General features: G+C 72.2%; 21 protein-coding genes and 2 tRNA genes. 12 read left to right on the top strand and 11 right to left on the bottom strand.

What is annotated here, in order from left to right; all coding sequences use genetic code 11:
* Positions 1-4: 4 nt before the first annotated feature.
* Together ISG29_RS19415 and ISG29_RS19410 are read right to left on the bottom strand one after the other, a co-directional pair.
* Complete coding sequence (locus ISG29_RS19415) at positions 5-808, bottom strand: sugar phosphate isomerase/epimerase family protein (protein WP_194505110.1); 804 nt, start codon at positions 806-808, stop codon at positions 5-7.
* A complete protein-coding gene (locus ISG29_RS19410) occupies positions 805-1767 on the bottom strand; it encodes a Ppx/GppA phosphatase family protein (RefSeq protein WP_194505109.1) in 963 nt (320 codons plus the stop codon). Before ISG29_RS19410 ends, ISG29_RS19415 begins: the two co-directional genes overlap by 4 nt.
* 33 nt (positions 1768-1800) lie before the next feature.
* Between ISG29_RS19410 and ISG29_RS19405 the strand changes: the two genes are divergently transcribed.
* The 3 genes from ISG29_RS19405 (at position 1801) to ISG29_RS19395 (ending at position 4116) form a co-directional block, all read left to right on the top strand.
* Complete coding sequence (locus ISG29_RS19405; protein WP_194505108.1) at positions 1801-2577, top strand: hypothetical protein; 777 nt, start codon at positions 1801-1803, stop codon at positions 2575-2577.
* A gap of 178 nt (positions 2578-2755) precedes the next feature.
* Complete coding sequence (locus tag ISG29_RS19400) at positions 2756-3394, top strand: VOC family protein (protein ID WP_194505107.1); 639 nt, start codon at positions 2756-2758, stop codon at positions 3392-3394.
* Positions 3319-4116 (top strand): class I SAM-dependent methyltransferase, encoded by a 798-nt coding sequence (locus ISG29_RS19395; protein WP_328829909.1) that lies wholly within the window; start codon positions 3319-3321, stop codon positions 4114-4116. The genes ISG29_RS19400 and ISG29_RS19395 overlap by 76 nt, the downstream gene beginning before the upstream one ends.
* On the opposite strand, the gene ISG29_RS19390 is transcribed toward ISG29_RS19395, so the two are convergent.
* Positions 4110-5258 carry a LacI family DNA-binding transcriptional regulator gene (locus ISG29_RS19390; RefSeq protein ID WP_194505106.1) on the bottom strand — a complete coding sequence of 383 codons (1149 nt, stop codon included), beginning with the start codon at positions 5256-5258 and terminating at the stop codon, positions 4110-4112. The genes ISG29_RS19395 and ISG29_RS19390 overlap by 7 nt on opposite strands.
* 187 nt (positions 5259-5445) lie before the next feature.
* Here ISG29_RS19390 and radA point away from each other — a divergent pair, with 187 nt between their 5' ends.
* The 3 genes from radA (at position 5446) to ISG29_RS19375 (ending at position 8382) form a co-directional block, all read left to right on the top strand.
* Positions 5446-6834: a DNA repair protein RadA gene (radA, locus tag ISG29_RS19385; protein ID WP_194505105.1), complete on the top strand. Its 1389-nt coding sequence runs from the start codon at positions 5446-5448 to the stop codon at positions 6832-6834.
* Positions 6835-6907: 73 nt separating this feature from the next.
* Positions 6908-7978, top strand: a complete 1071-nt coding sequence (gene disA / locus ISG29_RS19380) for a DNA integrity scanning diadenylate cyclase DisA (RefSeq protein WP_328829906.1) — start codon at positions 6908-6910, stop codon at positions 7976-7978.
* Between the two features lie 164 nt (positions 7979-8142).
* Positions 8143-8382: a hypothetical protein gene (locus ISG29_RS19375; RefSeq protein ID WP_194505104.1), complete on the top strand. Its 240-nt coding sequence runs from the start codon at positions 8143-8145 to the stop codon at positions 8380-8382.
* Between the two features lie 49 nt (positions 8383-8431).
* Here ISG29_RS19375 and ISG29_RS19370 read toward each other — a convergent pair whose 3' ends face one another.
* On the bottom strand, positions 8432-9250 hold the full coding sequence (locus tag ISG29_RS19370) for a helix-turn-helix domain-containing GNAT family N-acetyltransferase (protein ID WP_194505103.1): 819 nt from the start codon (positions 9248-9250) through the stop codon (positions 8432-8434).
* 167 nt (positions 9251-9417) lie between these two features.
* Here ISG29_RS19370 and ISG29_RS19365 point away from each other — a divergent pair, with 167 nt between their 5' ends.
* Positions 9418-10041 carry a hypothetical protein gene (locus ISG29_RS19365; protein ID WP_194505102.1) on the top strand — a complete coding sequence of 208 codons (624 nt, stop codon included), beginning with the start codon at positions 9418-9420 and terminating at the stop codon, positions 10039-10041.
* An 8-nt stretch (positions 10042-10049) separates the two neighbouring features.
* On the opposite strand, the gene ISG29_RS19360 is transcribed toward ISG29_RS19365, so the two are convergent.
* Complete coding sequence (locus tag ISG29_RS19360) at positions 10050-10952, bottom strand: NAD(+)/NADH kinase (protein WP_194505101.1); 903 nt, start codon at positions 10950-10952, stop codon at positions 10050-10052.
* Positions 10949-11965 (bottom strand): SPFH domain-containing protein, encoded by a 1017-nt coding sequence (locus ISG29_RS19355; protein ID WP_194505100.1) that lies wholly within the window; start codon positions 11963-11965, stop codon positions 10949-10951. Before ISG29_RS19355 ends, ISG29_RS19360 begins: the two co-directional genes overlap by 4 nt.
* Before the next feature lie 88 nt (positions 11966-12053).
* Here ISG29_RS19355 and ISG29_RS19350 point away from each other — a divergent pair, with 88 nt between their 5' ends.
* A complete protein-coding gene (locus ISG29_RS19350) occupies positions 12054-12773 on the top strand; it encodes an NUDIX hydrolase (protein WP_194505099.1) in 720 nt (239 codons plus the stop codon).
* 10 nt (positions 12774-12783) lie between these two features.
* Here the strand turns inward: ISG29_RS19350 and ISG29_RS19345 are convergent, their stop codons facing one another.
* Positions 12784-13944, bottom strand: a complete 1161-nt coding sequence (locus ISG29_RS19345) for an acyl-CoA dehydrogenase family protein (protein ID WP_194505165.1) — start codon at positions 13942-13944, stop codon at positions 12784-12786.
* 84 nt (positions 13945-14028) lie between these two features.
* Between ISG29_RS19345 and ISG29_RS19340 the strand changes: the two genes are divergently transcribed.
* The 3 genes from ISG29_RS19340 to ISG29_RS19330 are packed head-to-tail and all read left to right on the top strand — an operon-like array spanning position 14029 to position 16338.
* Positions 14029-14733, top strand: coding sequence for a TetR/AcrR family transcriptional regulator (locus ISG29_RS19340; RefSeq protein ID WP_194505098.1), 705 nt, complete (start codon positions 14029-14031; stop codon positions 14731-14733).
* A gap of 50 nt (positions 14734-14783) precedes the next feature.
* Positions 14784-15626, top strand: a complete 843-nt coding sequence (locus ISG29_RS19335; RefSeq protein WP_194505097.1) for a hypothetical protein — start codon at positions 14784-14786, stop codon at positions 15624-15626.
* A gap of 55 nt (positions 15627-15681) precedes the next feature.
* Positions 15682-16338, top strand: a complete 657-nt coding sequence (locus ISG29_RS19330) for a PaaI family thioesterase (protein WP_194505096.1) — start codon at positions 15682-15684, stop codon at positions 16336-16338.
* Positions 16339-16455: 117 nt separating this feature from the next.
* On the opposite strand, the gene ISG29_RS19325 is transcribed toward ISG29_RS19330, so the two are convergent.
* Positions 16456-17931 carry an NAD(P)/FAD-dependent oxidoreductase gene (locus ISG29_RS19325; protein ID WP_194505095.1) on the bottom strand — a complete coding sequence of 492 codons (1476 nt, stop codon included), beginning with the start codon at positions 17929-17931 and terminating at the stop codon, positions 16456-16458.
* 292 nt (positions 17932-18223) lie between these two features.
* On the opposite strand from ISG29_RS19325, the gene ISG29_RS19320 reads away from it, so the two are divergent.
* Positions 18224-19216: an ATP-binding protein gene (locus tag ISG29_RS19320; protein WP_194505094.1), complete on the top strand. Its 993-nt coding sequence runs from the start codon at positions 18224-18226 to the stop codon at positions 19214-19216.
* Between the two features lie 14 nt (positions 19217-19230).
* Here the strand turns inward: ISG29_RS19320 and ISG29_RS19315 are convergent, their stop codons facing one another.
* The 3 genes from ISG29_RS19315 to ISG29_RS19305 form a co-directional block, all read right to left on the bottom strand.
* A complete protein-coding gene (locus ISG29_RS19315) occupies positions 19231-19587 on the bottom strand; it encodes a metallopeptidase family protein (RefSeq protein ID WP_194505093.1) in 357 nt (118 codons plus the stop codon).
* Between the two features lie 59 nt (positions 19588-19646).
* Positions 19647-19720, bottom strand: a tRNA-Asp gene (locus ISG29_RS19310).
* A gap of 117 nt (positions 19721-19837) precedes the next feature.
* Positions 19838-19918 (bottom strand) — tRNA-Glu (locus ISG29_RS19305).
* Between the last annotated feature and the right edge of the window lie 152 nt (positions 19919-20070).

The raw sequence follows: 20070 nt of genomic DNA, 5'->3' as shown, positions 1-20070 counted from the left end.
CACCCTACGGATGGGTCTCGACGGCGAGGTGCTCGCGGGCGAAGGCAAGCGACTCCTCCAGGTCGACCTGACGCTCGGCCGAGGTGCCGCAGCGCCGGGTGTTGATCTCCAGCACCACGTCTCCGGTGAACCCGGACGACGCCAGGTGGCGGCAGAAGTCGGCGGCGTTCATGACGCCCCGACCGGGCACGAGGTGCTCGTCCTTGGCCGAGCCGGTGCCGTCGGTGAGGTGCACGTGCCGCAGCCGCGGGCCGAGGCGCTGCGCCATCTCCACGACGTCTTGACCCGCGATCGCGGCGTGGGAGAGGTCGATGGTGGTGTGCGCGTACGGCTCCTCGGAGGGGTCGCGCCCGGGCAGGTACATCTCGACGCCGCGGCTCGGACCGGCCCGCCACGGGTACATGTTCTCCACCGCGAACGCGAGCCCCGAGGACTGCTCGATCGCGGCGATGCCGTCGACGAACCCCGCGGCGTACTCCTTCTGCCAGCGGAACGGTGGGTGCACCACCACGGTGTCGGCGCCCACCTCGTGCGCCATCTCGGCCGAGCGCACGAGCTTGCCCCAGGGCTCGGTCCCCCACACCCGCTGGGTGAAGAGCAGGCAGGGTGCGTGCACCGACCCGATCGGCACGCCGTAGTGCTCCGCGAGCTTGCGCACGGCCGACTTGTCCTGACTCAGCGCGTCGATGCCGACCATCACCTCGACGGTGTCGTAGCCGAGCAGGGCGGCCCACTTGAAGGCGTGTGCCGTCGACTCGGGGTAGACCGAGCTGGTGGAGAGTCCGACGCGGGGGGTGCGCACGCTCACTCGGCGAGCGCGCGGAGCTGGTCGAGCCGCTCGAGGATGAGTCCCTCGCGCAGCGCCCAGGGGCAGATCTCGAGCGCGGGCAGGTCGAAGATGTCCATACAGGCCTCGGCGACGAGCGCGCCGGGCACGATCTGGTGGGTGCGGCTGGTCGAGACGCCGGGCAGGTCGCCGAGCTCGTCGGCGGCCATGTCGGCGAGCTTGGGGATCCACTCGCGCAGATCGTCGAGTGGCAGCACCCGCGGTACGAGCGGGCCTTCCGACGACGGCGCCGCGCCGCAGATGCGCGCGAGCGACCGGAAGGTCTTCGAGGTCGCCGCGGCGTGGTCGGGGGCGCCCGCGCGCAGCAGGTGGCCCGCGTCGCGGGCGATGGCGGCCCGGATCTGCTTGCGCAGCTCCTTGAGGTCTCCCGACGCCGGCTTCTTGTTGCCGAAGTGGTCGCGCGCCAGCCTCGCGGCACCCAGCGGCAGCGACCACGCGACGTCCGGCAGCTCGTCGGCACCGCCCGCGATCTCCAGCGACCCGCCGCCGATGTCGAACACCGCCAGCCGTCCGGCCGACCAGCCGAACCAGCGACGGACGGCGAGGAAGGTCAGGCGCGCTTCGTCCTCGCCGGTGAGCACCGAGATGCGCACGCCGGTGCGCCCCTCGACATGGTCGAGCACGGCTTGGGAGTTCGCCGCGTCCCGCACCGCGGAGGTGGCGAAGGCGAGCATGTCCTCGCAGCCCTTGTCCTCGGCCGCGTGCACCGCGTCGGCGACGAACTCGGTGAGGGCTGCGATGCCGTCGTCGCTGACGTCTTGGGCACCGTCGGCGTCCTCGTCGTCGACGTCGACCAGGTGCTCGGCCAACCGCAGCGGCTCCTTGTGCGAGTGTGCCGGCAGCGGAGCCGCGCCACCGTGGGCGTCGACCACCAGCAGGTGCCCGGTGTTGGAACCGATGTCGAGGACGCCCAGGCGCATGAGTCCCAACGTACGCGACCGTAGGGTTGCGCCGTGCCCGAAGTGCCCCTCGACTTCCCGCGGGCCTGGGTGGAGTTCGTCAACCCCGACGACGACACCGAGGTGTTGCGCTGCGACCTGACCTGGCTGACGTCGTCCTACACCTGCATCTTCGGCTCCGGCTGCGCGGGCATCTACGCACACTCCCCCGATGTGGGCTGCTGCACCTTGGGCGCCCACTTCGCCGACGACGAAGACGAGAAGCGCGTCGCGCGCGAGGTCAAGAGGCTCACTCCGGATCTCTGGCAGCACCGACCCGCCGGACGCCTCCGGCGCGACGACTGGGTCGAGACCGACGACGAGGGTGAGCGCAAGACGCTGGTGATCGAGGTCGACGGCCAGCAGGCGTGCATCTTCCAGAACCGCCCCGGCTTCAAGCCCGGCGACTTCGCGGACGGCGCCGGCTGTGCCCTGCACGCCCTCGCGCTCGCCGAGGGTCGCTCGTTCGTCGAGACCAAGCCCGACGTCTGCTGGCAGCTCCCGCTGCGCCGCACCTTCCGCGACGTCGAGCGCCCCGACGGCACGGAGTACACCGAGGTCAGCATCAGCGAGTACGAACGCCGCGGCTGGGGCCCCGGCGGACACGACTTCGACTGGTACTGCTCGGGCAACCCCGAGGCGCACGTCGCCCCCGAGCCGGTCTATCTCACCCATGCCGACGAGCTCACCGCGCTGATCGGCGAGGCCGGCTACCGCGAGCTCGTGCGGCACTGTGACGCCCACGTGCGCAGCCGCTCCGCTCTCGCCCTGCACCCCGCCGACCCGCACTGACCCACCCGCCGGGCTCCCGGCGTCCGGGTGGTGCCGCGGCGCGGGGTCGGATGCACCGCACGTCGGGGCCGGTCCCCGGCAGGAGCCGCACCCACCGCCGCGCCCCACCGACCCCACCCACCCCACCCGATGCCCCCCGGTGTGCCGGGGCGAAAGGCAAAGGCTGACAATGAGTGGCATGCGCTTGGACCACCTCTCCTACGCGGCCGGCCCCGACGGGTTGGAGAGCACGGCTCTCCGGTTGGGCCAGGCGCTCGGGCGTGACTTCGAAGACGGCGGGGTGCACCCGCGGTTCGGCACCCGCAACATGGTGCTGCCGCTGGCCGACCGCACCTTCCTCGAGGTCGTCGAGGTGCTCGATCACCCGGCCTCCGACAAGGCGCCGTTCGGTCAGGCGGTCCGTGCCCGCTCCGCCCTCGGTGGCGGATGGCTGGGCTGGGCGGTCGAGGTCGGCGACATCAGCAAGGCCGAGGCCCGACTGGGTCGCGGTGCGGCGCAGGGCAGCCGCTACCGCCCCGACGGCGTCGAGCTGCGCTGGAAGCAGATCGGTGTCAACGGACTCATCGCCGACCCGCAGCTGCCGTTCTTCATCCACTGGGAGTCCGAGCCCGACCTGCACCCCAGTGTCGGCGCCGACGACCGGTTCTTCCTCGACCGGCTCGAGATCGCAGGCGACCCCCAGCGTGTGAGCGAGTGGCTCGGCGAGACCGTCGAGGCGCCGCTCGAGGACATCAAGGTCGAGTGGGTCGCCCCGCACGGCACGCCCGGCATCATCGCGGTGCAGGTGCAGACGCCCACCGGACTGGTGCGGCTCTGAGCCAGGCTCGCCCCGGCCCTCTCGCGGGCGCTCGCCCGAGCCCCAACATCTGGCACCACACCGAGACCTACGAGCTCGAGAACCGCGCCTTCGACCCCGACGGTCTCGTGTGGACGACGATGCGCGGCGTCCGCGACTGGCAGGGCGCCGCCGTGCTCGACCTCGGCTGCGGTACCGGCTTCCACCTCCCCTACTTCTCCCGGACGGCGGCACACGTCGTCGGCGTCGAGCCGCACCCCGAGCTGGTGGCCCTGGCGCGGCGGCGAACCCGCCGCCTGGAGCACGTCGAGGTGCACCAGGGGCTCGCCCAACGTCTACCGCTGCCCACCGACAGTGTCGACGTCGTGCACGCTCGCTGGGCCTACTTCTTCGGCCCCGGCTGCGAACCGGGGTTGGCCGAGCTCGAACGCGTCGTGCGGCCGGGCGGCGTCGCGTTCGTGATCGACAACGACCCCACCCGCGGCACCTTCGGGCCGTGGTTTCGTGAGGGGTTCCCCGATCACCACTCGCCCGCGACGGTGGCCGACTTCTGGGCCGCGCAGGGGTTCGATCGCTCCCCGGTGATGACCCGCTGGGCGTTCGACTCCTTCGACGACCTGGCGAGCGTCGTCCGCATCGAGCTGCCGGGGCACGTGGCGCACCGGGTGATCGCGGAGCACCGGCGCAGCAGTCCGGTGCCGGAGGTCGCCTACGCCGTCGACGTGTGGTGGCGCCGCTACTGAGCGGTGTCGCGCACCGGCCCCGAGGAGTCACGCACCTCGAGGGTCGGTGAGAGCAGCACGCCACGATGCCGGGTGCGCGGACGACCCACGACCTGCTCCAGCGCCCGCACGACCTCGACCGCCACCTGCTCCAGAGGCTGGCGCACCGACGAGAGCCCCGGACGCACCACCTGTGCTGTGAGCGAGTCGTCGAAGCCGACGACCGCGACGTCGTCGCCTGCCCGCAGGCCCCGCTCGCCCAAGGTGTGCAAGACCCCCATGGCCAGGGTGTCGGAGGCGCAGACGAACGCCGTGGGCGCCGCCTCGTCGAGCAGGACGGCGCTGGCGCTGCGACCGGAGGTGACGGTGTCCTCGACGCGAGAGGCGAGCCCGGTGGTCGAGAGGTCGCGGTCGTGCATGGCGCGGTGCCACCCGGAGCGCCGGTCCTCGCCGATGCGGGAGTCCTTGTGCCAACCGATCCAGGCGACCCGGGTGTGCCCCTTGTCGAGCAGGTGCGCCGTGGCGAGCTCGCAGCCGGCGGCGCCGTCGACGTCGACCCAGGCATGGCCGGCCGCTCCGTCGTCCCAGGGGCGCCCGAAAGCCACGAAGGGCGCCCGCCGATCGTCGAGCCACCGCGCCTGCGGGTTGCCGAGGTAGGTGTCGGTCACTACGAACGCGTCGACCGCGGTGGAGCGCAGTAGGTCGTCGTAGCCGGCGAGCGGATCGCTCGCGTCGCCCGAGAAGAGCAGAACGTGGTACCCGGCCTCACGGGAGGCATCGACCAGGGAGTGCACGAAACGGTCCATGGTCGCGTTGGCCGTGCCCTCCTGCGCCGCCGCGATGCGCAGCCCGATCAGGTGGGAGGCGCGGGTGCGCAGGTTGCGGGCCGCGCGGTTGGGCAGGTAGCCCAGGTCGGCGATCGCCTGCTGCACGCGGGCGAGGGTGTCGGGGCGCAGCAGGTCGGGAGAGTTCACCGCGTTCGACACCGTCTGCCGCGACACCCCCGCCCGCTCGGCCACGTCGGCCAGGGTCGGCGGGCTGCCGGACGGCACCCCGCCCGGCTCGGAGACGTGGCGCGGAACCTGCGAAGGCGCGGGCGACGACGGACGACGACGGGCCGGCTCGGACTCCACGTGCCCACCTCCCGCCGTCCGGACGAACATGGCTGGATCGTTCCAACCGACGGGTCGAGGATACGACCTCTCCCGCACCTCACACCCCCACGTTTGGTCGAGAACTGCACTCCGACCGGCCGTTTTACCCTCGTTTGGTACCAAACGGCCACCACCACGACCGCCCCCGGGACCACGGCCCGGCTGCGGTGTCGGCACCGTGACCTAGGTTCGATCCATGGCCACCCGCACCGCATCGAAGACACCCCGCCCGGTCTACCGGTGCTCCGAATGCGGGTGGGAGACGGGCAAGTGGGTCGGTCGGTGCGGCGAGTGCCAGGCGTGGGGGTCGGTGGCGGAGGCGGCGAAGCCGGCGCTGCGAGCCGAGGCGACGCCGGTCACCAGCCGGGCGGTGCCGATCGGTCAGGTGGCGGTCGAGGACGCCGCCTTCCGCTCCAGCGGGGTGGGCGAGCTCGACCGGGTGCTGGGCGGTGGCCTGGTGCCCGGGGCGGCGATCCTGCTCGCCGGCGAGCCGGGGGTCGGCAAGAGCACGCTGTTGCTCGAGGTGGCGGCGTCCACGGCTCGCACCCCGCAGCGGGTTCTCTACGTGACCGGCGAGGAGTCCGCCTCGCAGGTGCGGCTGCGCGCCGACCGCACCCAGGGAGTGCACGACGAGCTCTACCTGGCCGCCGAGACCGACCTGGGTGCGGTGCTCACCCACATCGAGCAGACCCGGCCGACCCTGCTGGTGGTCGACTCGATCCAGACCATCGGCGCCGCCGGCATCGAGGGCGTGCCCGGCGGGGTCACCCAGGTCAAGGAGGTCGCGGCCGCGCTCATCCGGGTCGCGAAGACCCGCAACATCACCACGGTCATCGTCGGTCACGTCACGAAGGACGGCTCCATCGCCGGCCCGCGCGTGCTCGAGCACCTGGTCGACGTCGTGCTGCACTTCGAGGGCGATCGCAACAGTCGCTTCCGCATGGTGCGCGCCCACAAGAACCGCTTCGGCCCGGTCGACGAGGTCGGCTGCTTCGAGCTGGGCAACGCCGGCATCCTCGGCGTCACCGACCCCACCGGGCTCTTCGTCGAGCAGCACCACGGCACGGTGCCGGGCACCTGCGTGGCGGTCACCCTCGAGGGGCGTCGCCCACTGCTGGCCGAGGTGCAGGCCCTGGTCAGCCAGGCCACGCTCGACAAGCCGCGCCGGGCCGTGGCCGGGCTCGACACCTCGCGGGTGGCGATGGTGCTCGCGGTGCTGGAGAAGCACTGCGGGCTACAACTGCCCCGCCAAGACGTCTTCGTCTCCACGGTCGGCGGCGCTCGGCTGCACGAGCCGGCCAGCGATCTCGCGCTGGCCGCGGCGCTGGTGTCGTCCTACGTCACGCAGGCGCCGCCCGCGGCCACGGTCGCGATCGGCGAGATCGGCCTGGCCGGCGAGCTTCGCCGCGTGCGCGAGCTGCCCCAGCGCATCGCCGAGGCCGCCCGGCTGGGCTTCGAGCGCGCCGTCGTGCCGTGCGAGCCCGGCCGCCGCCCCGGCCGCCGCACGGTCGACGGCCTGGAGGTGATCGAGGCGCCCACGGTCATGTCGGCCCTGCACGCGCTGGGGTTCACCAAGAACGGTTGAGCACGCAGCGTCCGGCCGCCCGTAGACTCCCGCCAGGGCGCGGCCGCCGCGCCCACTCCCCTTGGAGGAACCCGTGTCCGACCGCCCCACCGAGTCGCAACGGCTGCGTGCCGTCCTGGCCGAGATCGCGCCCGGCACCGGTCTGCGCGACGGCTTGGAGCGCATCCTGCGCGGGCGTACCGGCGCGCTGATCGTCATCGGGCACGACGAGGTCGTCGACGACATCTGCACGGGTGGCTTCGAGCTCGACGTGCCGTTCACGCCGACCGGCCTGCGCGAGCTGGCGAAGATGGACGGCGCGATCGTCGTCGACGCCGACCTCACCCGCATCGTGCGCGCGGCCGTGCACCTCATGCCCGACCACTCCCTGCCCAGTTCCGAGACCGGCACCCGGCACCGCACCGCCGACCGTGTCGCCCGCCAGACCGGCTTCCCGGTGATCTCGGTGTCGCAGTCGATGCAGATCATCGCCGCCTACGTGGGCGGCCTGCGCCACGTGCTCGAGGACTCCGGCCAGATCCTCTCCCGCGCCAACCAGGCGCTGGCCACCCTCGAGCGCTACAAGATGCGCCTCGACGAAGTCGCCAGCACCCTCTCCGCACTCGAGATCGAGGATCTCGTGACGGTGCGCGACGTCGCCGTGGTCGCCCAGCGGCTCGAGATGGTCACCCGTATCGCCCGCGAGGTCGAGGACTACGTGCTCGAGCTCGGCACCGACGGCCGGCTGCTCTCGCTCCAGCTCGAGGAGCTCGTCACCGGCGTCGACGCCGAGCGGCAGCTGATCGTGCGCGACTACCTCCCCGAGGACGCCGACCCCAGTGGCCCGCTCGCCGAGCTGGCCGCTCTCTCCCCTGCCGAGCTGGTCGACCCCGCCGCGGTCGCCGCCGTACTGGGGCTGGGCCGGGGCGAGGTGCTCGACGGCAGCGTCGCTCCGCGCGGGTACCGGCTGCTGGCGAAGGTGCCGCGCTTGCCCAGCACGGTCATCACCCGGCTCGTCGAGCACTTCGGCACGCTCCAGAAGCTGCTCACCGCCAGCGCCCACGACCTCCAGACCGTCGACGGCGTCGGCGAGCTGCGTGCGCGGTCCGTGCGCGAGGGCCTCTCGCGCCTGGCCGAGTCCACGATCCTCGAGCGCTACGTCTAAGAGGCGCCCCTCCACGTTCGGCGTGAGGTCATCGGGCATGCACGACCCGCCTTCATCGCCGCGCAGGCGATGCCGCGCTGACGTCGCGGAGGTTCCACCCGCACCCGTACCCGCCCTGCCGCGGGTCTGTTGACCGCCACCCTGGCCACGGCCGGGCTCTCCGCGTGAGGTGGCGACGACTCCCCAGCCCTGCACCCGGCACCGCTTCGTGGCTTCGTGGCTTCGTCTGTGGCCCCGAAGGCGGCGCCGACGGCCGCACCACCCCGTGGCGGAGCACCGACACCGCGAGTCTCACCCTGTCCGACGGTCGCGCGGTCACGATCCCGGGCCAGATCCGCAACACCAGCACGCGCCACACCCCGCCAGTCGGCGAGGTCGAGTTGCTGGTCACCGGTACCGGCTGACGCCGTTCGAGCCCTCGGTCGCGCACCCCACCTCCCATGGACGGCACGCTCAGTCGACGGCGCGCCGGCGTTCGAGCATGACGGTGTCGCGCCACACGCCGTCCAACTGTGCGATGCGTGAGCGGACGCCGAGCGTGACGTACCCGGCCGAGCGATGGAGCGCGAGGCTGGCCCGGTTCTCGGGGAAGATCGCGGTCTGCAGGGTCCACAGACCGCCGGCGTCGGCCTCGGTGACCTGTCGGTGCAGCAGCGCCCGCCCGACGCCCGCACCGCGAGCCGACTCCGCGACGTACACCGACGTCTCCCCTACCCCGGCGTAGCAGGCGCGGGTCGAGGTGGGCGAGACGCCCGTCCACCCCAGGACGTCGTTCGCGCGCTCGGCCACCCAGCGATGCTCGGGCAGCCATTTGTCGCGCAGCTTCGCCACGCTCGGCACGTCGGTCTCGAAGGTCGCGTTGCGCGTCGCGATGCCCTCGGCGTAGATCTCCCGCACGCGTGGCAGGTCGGCCTCCGTCATCGCCCGGGTGGTGACGTCGGCAGGCAGGTCGCCCGGGCAGCACGGCGCGGTGGCGAGCGTGCCCATCACGACGTCGGCCGCGTGCGGCAGCCCCGCGCAGCAGGCCTGGTTGACCGAGACCAGGCTGGCGGTGCCGACCTTCTCGACCGCGACGTACCCGGTCTCTGCTAGCCGGCGTACGTGATGGGAGCAGGTGGCCTGACTGATGCCCAGCGCGGCCGCGAGATCGCCCACCTTCACCGGGGCCGGCGCCGTGGCGACGGCGTGCAGCAGCCGCACCCGCGTGGGGTCGGCCAGGGTGCCGAACCAATCCGCGTAGGTGGTCGCGAGCTCGATGTCGAGGGACGCCATAACACCCAGCCTAGCTTCTTCATCGACATGCGTCGATGTATCCCCATCGACCATGACCGATGAAGCTTCCTCCTCCCCCGGCCCGCTTTCGACGGCGGGCCGGCGCACTGCTGCGGCTGACGCCCCGCTCGGTCGCCGCGAGTTCCCTCGCGGTGTGTACTGCTCCGATGAGGCCCGCCCGTACCGTCCGCACCGCCCGCACGTGCGCAGGCCTCGTGGGCGCCGTCCTGCTGGGCACGACCGCATGCAGCGGGGAGGCCACCGACCCCGACGAGGCGCTGCGCCACGCCTGCGCGGAGACCTCCGGATCAGGATCCCCGAGCCGCATCGAGACTGGTCCGGCCTTCACGACCACCCGCTTCGTCAACGGCGGGACCGACGAGATCACCCCCGACGACCCGGCCTCCACCGAGTACCCGACCGTCGGGGTCGACGACAACCGGGCCTGGGTCGGCGTCCTGATCACCGCGGACGGCGTCTGTGCGGCCGTGGCCTACGCGGTCGACCTGGAGGGCTGGCGGGTGCGAGGCGGGTTGATCCGGGTGCGGCATGAGACCGGCAGGCCGGCGGCCGAGCCCGACGACGATCGGATCGACGTCGAGTTCAGCCCCGAGCGCTTCCCGGCGACCCTGAGCGCCGACGGCCCCGAGCGGGACAGCCCTCTGGCCAGCGCCGCAGCGCCGTGGAGCGACTGCGTGCAGGTGAGCGCCGCGCTCGACCTGGCCGGACCCGGCGGCTCGGTGGCCACCTGGTACGCCCAGGGGCGGTACGGCGCACGCTGCGACGCGTGAACGGGCCCTCACACCAGGAGCAGGACGCGCGGGGACTCGCTCACCCGCACGCGCTGGCCCCAGGTGAGGGTGAGCCGATCGGACTCGATGCCGTCGCCGAAGGCCACCAGCCGGTCGGACTCCACCACCACGGCGATGCCCTCCTCCAGCCCGGCGCCCGGGCCGAGCATGCCGGCGGTGTGCTCGACGCCGGTGACGGGCGAGGGCCAGGCCTCGCGCACGAACCAGGCCAGGCCGCGCTGGGTCGCGGCCGGCAGTGGCATGGTGTCGCCGCGCTCGCGCGAGACCGATCGGCACCACCCCGTGGCGCCGGTGCCGGTGGTGACGAGCAGGCCCGAGCTGGCCTGCCGCTCGCGCGCACCGTCGGGCTCGACGAGGGTCCATCGCGCGGTCTGGTGGGTCTCGTGCCCGAGGTAGATCTCGTTGAGGGCGTCGAGCCGCTGGCCGTCGTCGGCCTCGGCGCGCACCATCGCCCGCCGCTCGACCGGTGCCCGACCGGCCACCACAGCGGGCAACAGCTCCTCGACCTCGGCCGGAGCGTGCCGCACGAGCACGCCGGCGTTGCGCCCGGGGTCGGGGTCGACTCCGATCACCGGGTTGCCGTCGAGGTAGCGCGCCACGTTGGCCACCAGACCGTCTTGACCCACCACGACCACGACGTCCTCGGGCGCGAACCGGAAACGCGGCAGGTCGGCCCGCTCGACCCGCCCCTGCCGCCAACCCCGCGGGATGGCCGCCTCGACCACCGCCAAGGCCGAGCGCTGCGCGGCGTCTCGCGCCTCGACCTCGACCAGGTCGCGCCCGCGCGTGCGCAGGAAGAACGCGGCCTGGCCGGCCGAACCGTGGGTGGCGAGCAGGCCGTCGCGCTCGGTGGTCCGGTGCACCACGACGACCCGCGGTGCGAGCGTCATCGCTGGCTCCTCACCTCGGTGCTCGCGCCCAGGCGGGCTAGCGCCGTCGTCACGACGTCCGGACTGAGCACCAGGGTGCCCACCTCGGGCAACTGCCCGGCCAACTCCTGGAGCGCGAGCGCCATCAAAACGCCGGGTTCGGCGTCGCGGTAGGCGGCCACCCGGGCGCTCTCGGCCTCGGCCCGGGCCACGCCGGTGGCGGCGATGCCCTCGGCCGCGGCCCGCTGTGTCTCTCGAGTACGCGCCACCTCGGCCCGGACGGCGACCTCGTCGGCCGCGGCCGCCTCCTGCGCCCGGCGCCGCTCGTTGGCACCGCGCTGGGCGACCAGCTGCTCCTCGCGCCGGGCGAGCTCGATCTGGTTGGCCAGCTCGTTCTCGGCGATGGCGCGCTCGCGTTCGACCGCCACCGCGCGGCGCTCGTAGGTGGCACGGTCGGCCTCCTGCTGGAGCTGCTCGCGGGTGGTGGTCCGCAGCGCCTTCTCGACATCCGGCTCGGGCGTCAGGGCGACGACGCGTACGTCGACCACCTCGAGCCCGGTGCCCACCAGCCGGGCGTCGCCGACCAGGCCCTCACGCACCGCCTCTCGCACGACGGGCACGCCGGCGGTGAGCGCGGCGACCAGCTCGAGCCCGGCGACGGCCTCGATCACGTGCTGCTGGGCGGCCTCCGAGAGCAGGGTCTGCACCTGAGCCATCGGCGCACCACGCCAGCGACCGCTCACCGGGTCGATGCCGAAGTCGATGCGGCCGGCAGCCAGGGCCGGCTCGCTGAAGCGGAAGGTGACGGTGAGCTGGGCGGCGAGATCCTGGAAGTCGCTGGTGCGGCCGTGCACCACCAGCGGCACCTCCTGATCGTCGACCGGGAGCTCCGAGAGGGCGCTGCTCAGCGGACGGAACCAGAAGCTGCCACCCGTGGTGGCGCGCAGCACGGTGCCGTTGCGCACCAGTCGCACGTGGGTGGTCTCGTCGGCGCGCAGGTGCCGCACGAACGGGTAGCGCTTGATGTCAGCCATGCGAGGACTCCTTTGTCGTCGTTATGACGATAACTATCCTCCAACCCGCCCCTTTCGTCAACTTGACGATTAGCGTTAGCCTGACACCATGCCTGGCCTCCCGGATGCCGTCGTGCCCGTGGCCCTGGCCGCCGACCTCGTCGTGCTCACCCTCGTCGACGGCTCGCTGCACGTGCTCGCCGTCCGGCGCGCCGAGGCGCCGTTCATCGGCCGCTGGGCGCTGCCGGGCGGGTTCGTCCGCGAGGGCGAGAGCGCGCAGCGAGCCGCCGAGCGCGAGCTGGCCGAGGAAACCGGGCTCGGGTCGCGCGTGCACCTCGAGCAGCTGGCCAGCTACTCAGACCCGGCGCGCGACCCGCGCGGGCGCGTGGTCAGCGTGGCCCACCTAGCCCTCGTCCCCGCAGACGATGCGCCGCCGGAGGCGATGCGCGCCGGCGGCGATGCCGCCGAGGTCGCCTGGCTCCCCGTCACCGACGACGGCTCCACCGCCGAGCCCCTCGCCTTCGACCACGCCCGGATCCTGCGCGACGGGGTCGAGCGAGCCCGCGCCAAGCTCGAGTACTCCGCACTGGCGGCGGCCTTCTGCGAGGAGGAGTTCACCGTCGGCGAGCTCCGCCGGGTCTACGACGCCGTCTGGGGAGTGCGGCTCGACGCCCGCAACTTCCACCGCAAGGTCACCGGTGCGCGCGGGTTCCTCGACCCGGTCGGCACCACCACCACGAGGGACGGCGGTCGTCCGGCCGCGCTCTTCCGCCGCGGGCCGGCGTCCACCCTCAACCCCCCGATCACCCGGCCACCCGAACCCGACTGACCGCTCTGCCTCAGAGCTGGCTCTGCACCCCGGCCAGCAGTTGGCGTGCCATGACGATCCGCTGCACCTGGTTGGTGCCCTCGTAGATCTGGGTGATCTTGGCGTCGCGCATCATCCGCTCCACGGGGTAGTCGCGAGTGAAGCCGTACCCCCCGAGGATCTGCACCGCGTCGACGGTGACGGCCATGGCGGTGTCGGAGGCGAACGCCTTGGCGGCGGCTCCGAAGAAGGTGAGGTCGGCGTCGCCGCGCTCGGAGCGACCGGCGGCGGCGTAGGTGAGCTGACGGGCGGCCTCGACCTTCATGCCCATGTCGGCGAGCATGAACTGGAGCCCTTGGAAGTCGCTGATCGGCTTGCCGAACTGCTGCCGCTCCTGGGCGTAGCCGAGCGCGTAGTCGAGGGCGCCCTGAGCGATGCCGACGGCCTGTGCCGCGATCGTCACGCGTGTGTGGTCGAGGGTCTTCATGGCGGTGGCGAATCCGGAGCCCTCCTCGCCGATCATCCGATCAGCCGGGATGCGCACGTTGTCGAGGTAGACCTCGCGCGTCGGGGACCCCTTGATGCCGAGCTTCTTCTCCGGCGCCCCGAACGAGACACCCTCGTCGGACCTCTCCACCACGAACGCCGAGATGCCCTTCGACCGCGCGTCGGGGTCGGTCACGGCCATGACGGTGTAGAACTCCGACTCGCCCGCGTTGGTGATCCAGCGCTTGGTGCCACTCAGCACCCACTCCTCGCCGTCGCGCACGGCTTTGGTCTTCATCGACACCGCATCCGAGCCCGCCTCGGGTTCGGAGAGGCAGTAGGAGAAGCCGCCCTCGCCACGCGCGAGCGCACCGAGGTAGTGCTTCTTGAGCTCCTCCGACCCGCTCAGCATGACCGGCAGCGACCCCAGCTTGTTGACCGCCGGAATGAGGGACGACGACGCGCACGCGCGAGCGACCTCCTCGATCACCAGCACCGTGGCCAGCGCGTCCGCCCCGGCTCCGCCGTACTCCTCGGGCACGTGCGGGGCGTGGAAGTCGGCGCTGGTCAGCGCCTCGGCGGCCTCGCGCGGGTAGCGGGCCTCCTCGTCGACCTCGGCCGCGTACGGCGCCACCTTCGCCTCGCACAGATCACGCACGGCTTCGCGGATCGCCTGGTGCTCCTCACTGAGCGCGTACATCGGCATGTCGGTCACGGCGATCCTCTCGGTGGCTGGTACTGAGTACCGTACTCTCGGGATTCAGTGTCATCCAAACGCGTGGAGGTCCGCATGCCCGACAGCACTCCCCGAGAGCGCTTGCGCGAGGCGGCCTTCGCTCTGTTCGAGGAGCGCGGCTACGAGGCGACCACGGTCGGCGACATCGCGACCGCTGCCGGCGTCGGCCGCACCACGTTCTTCCGTGCCTTCGCCACCAAGGACGACGTCGTGCTCCCCGACCACGACGAGCTGCTCGGCCAGGTGCGCACCCGACTCGCGAGCCTGCGCTCCGGGCGCCCCACCCGCGCAACGGTCGACGTCGCCCTGCGCGACGGGTCGCGCATCGTGCTCGAGCACTATCTCGCGGAGGGCGAGCTGGCCCGCACCCGCTACCGCCTGCTGCGCTCCGTACCCGCCCTGCGTGACCGCGAGCTCATCGTCACCGCGCGCTACCAGCGGGTCTTCCGCGAGGCGCTGCGCGGCTGGACCAACGAGCAGGACGGCGACGACCTGCGCGCCGAACTGCTCGGCGTGGCCGTCACGTCGGCTCACAACCACGTGCTGCGCCGCTGGCTGCGGGGCTCGATCGACGCCGCCGGCGCCCACGCCGAGCTCGAGCGCGCCCTCGACACCGCCATCCCCCCAGCTCGCCCGGACGGCGCCACGCCGGGGTCCGCCGTCGTCGTGCTGCGCCACGGCGCACCGGTCGAGGAGGTGCTGGTCGCCGTCCGCGACAGCCTGGACCAGCTGCCCGATCCGGGCCGAGATCCGGGTTAAAGGTCGGGCAACTCGCTGAGATCTCGGGCCGACCTGCCGATGATCACCTCGTGGACTCCACCAACCGGCGCGACGTGCGCGGGCGGAGCCATGCCCCGGCGCAGCCCCGGCGCCAGTCCGACTCCTCGGACGGCGACGCGCTGATGGCGCGCTGGCTGGACCACCACGCGGGTGGTTCCACGCCTTCTCCCTCGGCGCGATCGGCCCCGGCCACCCCACAGAGCCCGACCACTCGGCCGGCGCTGTCCACCCGCGCGCGGACCGGCCTCGGGCCGATGTGGAGCCTGCTGAGCTCCACGGTCGCCACCGCGGTGGGAACCTCGGCCACCGTGAGGCCGGTCGATGACCCCACTGGCAAACGAGGCAGCGCCGACGAACGGGACACCCACGTCGCTGGGCACGGCTACCACTCGCCCCAGGCGCGCGCGGCCAGGGAGCAGGCGGCAGCCGCGGCGCGACCCGCCGGCCCCGGAGCCCCCGACATCACGTTCAAGCCGCGCACGGGCGGGCGCACCCTGGCCGGGCTCGTGGTGCTGGCCGGCGCCGTGGCGACGATCTGGTACGCCCGGCTCACCTACGTCACGCGCAGCCAGCTCGACCTGACGCTGGCCGCCGTCCTGACCTTCACCACGGCCGTGGTCTGGGCAGTACGCGCCGGGTCGACGCCGGCCCAGGTCAGCCTGCGCGGCTCGCGACTACTCGTCGACCAAGGAAACGAGCACCACGAGTTCGACGCCGCCACGGCACGTTTCGAGCAGCTCGGCCGGCCGGGCCGCCACGGGTGGGCGCTCATGGTGCAGCGCCGCGGCCAGGGACCGTTCCGCATCGACGGTTCCATGGTCGACGGACGCCGATTCGTCGAGGCGCTGCGCTACTACCACCCGGATCTCTGACCGGCCACAGCCAGAACTGGAACGTGTTCTACCGTGGTGCTCTAGCATCGGCCGGATGATGAACGGCTTCCACCCCGAGGACATCTCCGACGAGGAGCTGGACCGCCAGCGCGACCTCTACGGCCCGTTCACCGACGTGCTGCGCGACCTCGTCGACGCCGGCATCCGCACCGAGGTCGGCGAGGCAGAGATCCACGGCGTCCAGGTCGAGCTTGAGGCGATCGTGGCGCGCCTGCGCGAGCGGCAGATCCCCGGCGCGTACGGCGTGCGCTACACCTCGTCGCGCCGCAGCCGCGCCTGGGGCAACTCGGTGGTCGGCGTCCGCAACGCCATCGCCCCGCCGCTGCGGGTGCACTGGCACCCCGACGCCACGGGCGAGGTCTGGGCGGACTTCGAGCTCGGCGCCGCCTACGAGGGACCACCCGGACTCGTGCACGGCGGCATCTGCTCGCTACTCCTCGACCAACTGCTCGGCGAGTCCGCCGGGTGCGCCCAGCGCGCCGGCATGACCGCCACGCTCACGCTCACCTACCGCGCCCCCACGCCGCTCGGCCCGCTACGCGGCGAGGCCTGGGTCGACCGGCACGAGGACCGCAAAACCTGGTGCCGCGGCCATCTGATCGGTCCCGAGGGTGTCACCGTCGAGGCCGAAGGACTCTTCATTCAGCCCCGGACACCCCGCGGATCCGACACCCCCGCCCCACCGGACTGACCCACCTCCCCGGAAGGTCGGACGGCGTTTCTCCCCCTGGGACGGTGAAACTTCGCCGTCCCAGGGGCGAATTCGCCGGACGTCCGGTGAATTCGCCCACCGGCCCCGGCCCACACCTCAGTCCCCGACCTTGACGCCCCGCTCGCCGGCGTCGGTGAGCCGGGCCTCCTCGAGGGCGCGGGACTCCAAGGCGGCGCGCCGCTCGGACTCGTCAGCAGCGCGCTTGTCGGCGTAGGCCCCCGGGTCGGAGACCAGGTCGGAGGCACCTCTTTCGAGCCGCTCGAGGGCGGCGCGGGCGAAGATCTGCTGCTCGGTGGCGGTGCGCTCCGACCGGCCGCGGCCCAGGAACGAGACCAGCCAGTGCAGCACGGCGGTGACCCGGTTCTTGAACCCCGTGATGTACACGAGGTGCACCGCGAGCCACATCAGCCAGGCAACGAAGCCGGTGAGGCGCAGCCTGCCGACCATCGCGACGGCCCGGAACCGGCTGATGGTGGCCATCGAGCCCTTGTCGAAGTAGTGGAACGGCGCCTGGGCCGGCTTGTCGCGCAGCCGCCCGTCGATCTCCTTGGCGGCGTACTTGGCACCCTGGATCGCCACCTGCGCCACGCCGGGCAGGTTGTCGAGGGCGATCATGTCGCCGACGACGAACACCTCGGGGTAGCCGGGCAGCGTGAGGTCGGGGTTGACGCCGATGCGGCCGGCCCGGTCCAGCGGCGCACCGGTCTGCTCGGCCAGCGTGCGACCCAGCGGGCTGCCCTGCACGCCGGCGGCCCAGATCTTGGTGACCGAATCGAGGGTCTCGACGGTGCCGTCCTTGTACTTCATCGTGAGGGTGCGCTCGTCGAGGTCGGTCACCATCGCCCCGAGCCGCACCTCGACGCCGAGGCCCTCCAGCGCCTTCTTGGTCTTCTCGCCCAAGCGCGCCCCGAACGGCGGGAGCACCTGACCCGCCGCGTCGACGAGGACGACACGAGCGGTGCGGGTGTTGATGGCGCGGAAGTCGTGGCGCAGCGTGCGACGGGCCAGCTCCGCGATCTGGCCGGCCATCTCGACCCCGGTGGGACCGGCGCCGACGACGACGAACGTGAGCAGATGGTCGACGTCCTCACCGCGGGCGGCGCCCAGTTCGGCGAGCTCGAAGGCGCCGAAGATGCGGCCGCGCAGCTCAAGCGCGTCGTCGACACTCTTCATGCCGGGCGCGAACTCGGCGAACTGGTCGTTGCCGAAGTAGCTCTGCCCGGCGCCCGCCGCCACGATGAGCGAGTCGTAGGGCGTGACGTTGTGGCGACCGAGCACCTGAGAGGTGACCAGTCGCCGCTCGAGGTCGATGTGGGTCACCTCGCCGAGGAGCACCCGCGCGTTGCGCTGGCCGCTGAGCACCTCCCGCGTCGGTGGTGCGATCTCGCCCTCGGAGAGGATCCCGGTCGCGACCTGGTAGAGCAGCGGCTGGAAGAGGTGGTGGGTGGTCTTGGCGATCATCGTGACTTCGACGTCGGAGCGCCGCAGGGCCTTGGTGCCGAAGAGACCACCGAAGCCCGAGCCGATCACGACCACTCGGTGGGGTGCTCCCTGCTGGCCTGCCTCGGACATCACTTGCTCCTCACTGCGGCGGCCCCTCGCGGCCACTCCGCATTCGCCCGCTTCCCAAGCCCCCAGTCTCGCCCGAGCGGGGGCATGAGGGCCAAACCCGAGCGGACGTCGACTCGCTCACACCCTGGTCTGGACCGGCCCCGAGCGCAGGTCACGAATTGGGCAAAAGTCCGCAAGTGCGGCGTTTGCTGCTCGACACCTAGGGGTAGACAAAGTTTGGTGTGTTGTCAGGCCGGACGACTGCCGGCCTGCTTCACCTTCCGCACCACACCCGCACCATGGGGGTCACGACGTGTCACTGAGCCGACCCGTGCTGGCGCTCGGCGCCGGCCCCCGGGTCGTCGCCGACGCCCGCAGGTGGGTGGTGGGCACGGTGGCCGAGATGGGACGCGACGACCTCACCGAGACCGCCGAACTCGGCGTCTCCGAACTCGTCACCAACGCCCTGCTGCACGGTTCCGCCCCGATCCAGGTGGCCGTGCGCGGCACGCGGGAGCACCCCCGCATCGAGGTCCGCGACGCCTCCCCGGAGCGTCCCGTGATGCCGCACAGCCGCGGCACCTCCGCCGGCGACCACCGCCCCGGGAATGTCGATCTCGACACCGTTCTCGACGACCTGGACCTCGAGGGGCTCGAGGCCGGGGCCTTCGCCCTGGCCACCGTCGGGCGTGGACTCGACATGGTCGCCCGCTGCTCCGAGGCCTGGGGAGCCGACATCGAGGAGGACGGTAAGGTCGTCTGGTTCTCCCCGGCAACACAGTTCGCCGAGGACGAAGGGGTCGCCGGCGTCGTCAGTGATCTCGACCTCCCCCGTGCGGAGACCATCGACGACCCGGTCACGGTGCACCTGCTCGGCGCGCCCGGCTACCTGGTCGAGAGGCTTCAACGCCACGTGCGCGAGTTGCGTCGCGAGGTGCGGCTGCTGGGCTTCTCCTACGGCAACGCCTACCCCGCCGCGGCCACGCTCGCCGATCTCTTCCCGCTGCTGGTGCCGCTCACCGAGTCTCGCTACATCGACGCCGTCAGTCTCTCGGCGGCCGGTCGCGGCCTCGATCTCTCCGTGGTCGTCTCGCGCGGCAGCGCACTCGCCGCCCGGCAGGCCGCCGACCTCCTCGACAAGGCCGACGACTTCTGCCGCCAAGAAGAGCTGCTCACCTTGCATCGTGACGACCAGCTGTGCGAGTTCCAGGACTGGTACCTCGACCAGTTCGCCCAGCAGGCCGCAGGCCACCCCGCCGCCCCGTGGCAGGTGCCGGTCACCGACCCCCACGCCAGCGCCTGCTGACCTGGCATGAGGTCTCACCCGTAGCCGAGGGCGTGCAGCCGGTCGTCGTCGATGCCGAAGTGGTGGGCGATCTCGTGCACGACGGTCACCCGGATCTCCTCGACCAGCTGCTCGAGTGAATCGCAGTAGTCCATCAAGGGCCTGCGGAAGAGGAAGATCCGGTCGGGCAGCGCGCCGCCCTCGTTGAGCCCCCGCTCGGTGAGTGCGACGCCCTCGTAGAGTCCGAGCAGGTCATCGGCCTCTTCGGGCGGGGGCTCGTCGGCCACCAACACCACCACGTTGTGCACCAGCGCGGCCAACTCGTCGGGGATAGCGTCGAGCGCCTCGTCGACCAGGGCGTCGAATCGGGCGGCGTCCATCTCCCACGGCATGGCTGCATGGTGCCGGAACGAGACAAGCCCAGGTCTGTGCGACCTGGGCTTGTGGACGGCGACCCCGACGGGACTCGAACCCGCGGCCTCCGCCGTGACAGGGCGGCGCGCTAACCAACTGCGCTACGGGGCCATTGCTCTCATCCGGCTCTCACCGGCGAAGCGATGGGAACTGTAGCCCACCGACTCCGAGGCTCCCAATTCCGCGGGCCACCTCGACCCGCACGAGCGTCGAGCAGGCCCGTGACCGTACCCTCAACCGGATTCGAACCGGCGCTACCGCCGTGAAAGGGCGGGGTCTTCGGCCACCCGCCCGCTAGACGATGGGGGCCCGGCCCCACCCACGCGGACAGGAGGAGTCCCGTGGAGTGGTGGGGTTTGAGGACCGGCGTGGTGGCGTGAAGTAGGCGGCCATCGGCGGAATCTTCGGTGTGAAACGACCAAGTCACGCACTGAAGGAGAACCACCGATGGCCTTGTCCCA

It is taken from the genome of Nocardioides acrostichi (assembly GCF_015319165.1).
Lineage (GTDB): Bacteria > Actinomycetota > Actinomycetes > Propionibacteriales > Nocardioidaceae > Nocardioides > Nocardioides acrostichi.
The sequence above is the reverse complement of the archived record's forward strand: the minus strand, read 5'-3'. Positions and strand labels throughout refer to the sequence as shown.

What these genes read in the sequence shown, in the direction of transcription:
- ISG29_RS19370 (WP_194505103.1), bottom strand. Translation starts at nt 9,250, where the DNA reads ATGGCGTCCCTCGACATCGAGCTCGCGACCACCTACGCGGATTGGTTC.
- ISG29_RS19360 (WP_194505101.1), bottom strand. Translation starts at nt 10,952, where the DNA reads ATGACGCTCGCACCGCGGGTCGTCGTGGTGCACCGGACCACCGAGCGC.
- ISG29_RS19355 (WP_194505100.1), bottom strand. Translation starts at nt 11,965, where the DNA reads ATGGCTGACATCAAGCGCTACCCGTTCGTGCGGCACCTGCGCGCCGAC.
- ISG29_RS19365 (WP_194505102.1), top strand. Translation starts at nt 9,418, where the DNA reads ATGAGGCCCGCCCGTACCGTCCGCACCGCCCGCACGTGCGCAGGCCTC.
- ISG29_RS19330 (WP_194505096.1), top strand. Translation starts at nt 15,682, where the DNA reads ATGATGAACGGCTTCCACCCCGAGGACATCTCCGACGAGGAGCTGGAC.
- ISG29_RS19315 (WP_194505093.1), bottom strand. Translation starts at nt 19,587, where the DNA reads ATGCCGTGGGAGATGGACGCCGCCCGATTCGACGCCCTGGTCGACGAG.
- ISG29_RS19340 (WP_194505098.1), top strand. Translation starts at nt 14,029, where the DNA reads ATGCCCGACAGCACTCCCCGAGAGCGCTTGCGCGAGGCGGCCTTCGCT.
- ISG29_RS19410 (WP_194505109.1), bottom strand. Translation starts at nt 1,767, where the DNA reads ATGCGCCTGGGCGTCCTCGACATCGGTTCCAACACCGGGCACCTGCTG.
- ISG29_RS19400 (WP_194505107.1), top strand. Translation starts at nt 2,756, where the DNA reads ATGCGCTTGGACCACCTCTCCTACGCGGCCGGCCCCGACGGGTTGGAG.
- ISG29_RS19345 (WP_194505165.1), bottom strand. Translation starts at nt 13,944, where the DNA reads ATGCCGATGTACGCGCTCAGTGAGGAGCACCAGGCGATCCGCGAAGCC.
- ISG29_RS19325 (WP_194505095.1), bottom strand. Translation starts at nt 17,931, where the DNA reads ATGTCCGAGGCAGGCCAGCAGGGAGCACCCCACCGAGTGGTCGTGATC.
- radA (WP_194505105.1), top strand. Translation starts at nt 5,446, where the DNA reads ATGGCCACCCGCACCGCATCGAAGACACCCCGCCCGGTCTACCGGTGC.
- ISG29_RS19390 (WP_194505106.1), bottom strand. Translation starts at nt 5,258, where the DNA reads ATGTTCGTCCGGACGGCGGGAGGTGGGCACGTGGAGTCCGAGCCGGCC.
- ISG29_RS19350 (WP_194505099.1), top strand. Translation starts at nt 12,054, where the DNA reads ATGCCTGGCCTCCCGGATGCCGTCGTGCCCGTGGCCCTGGCCGCCGAC.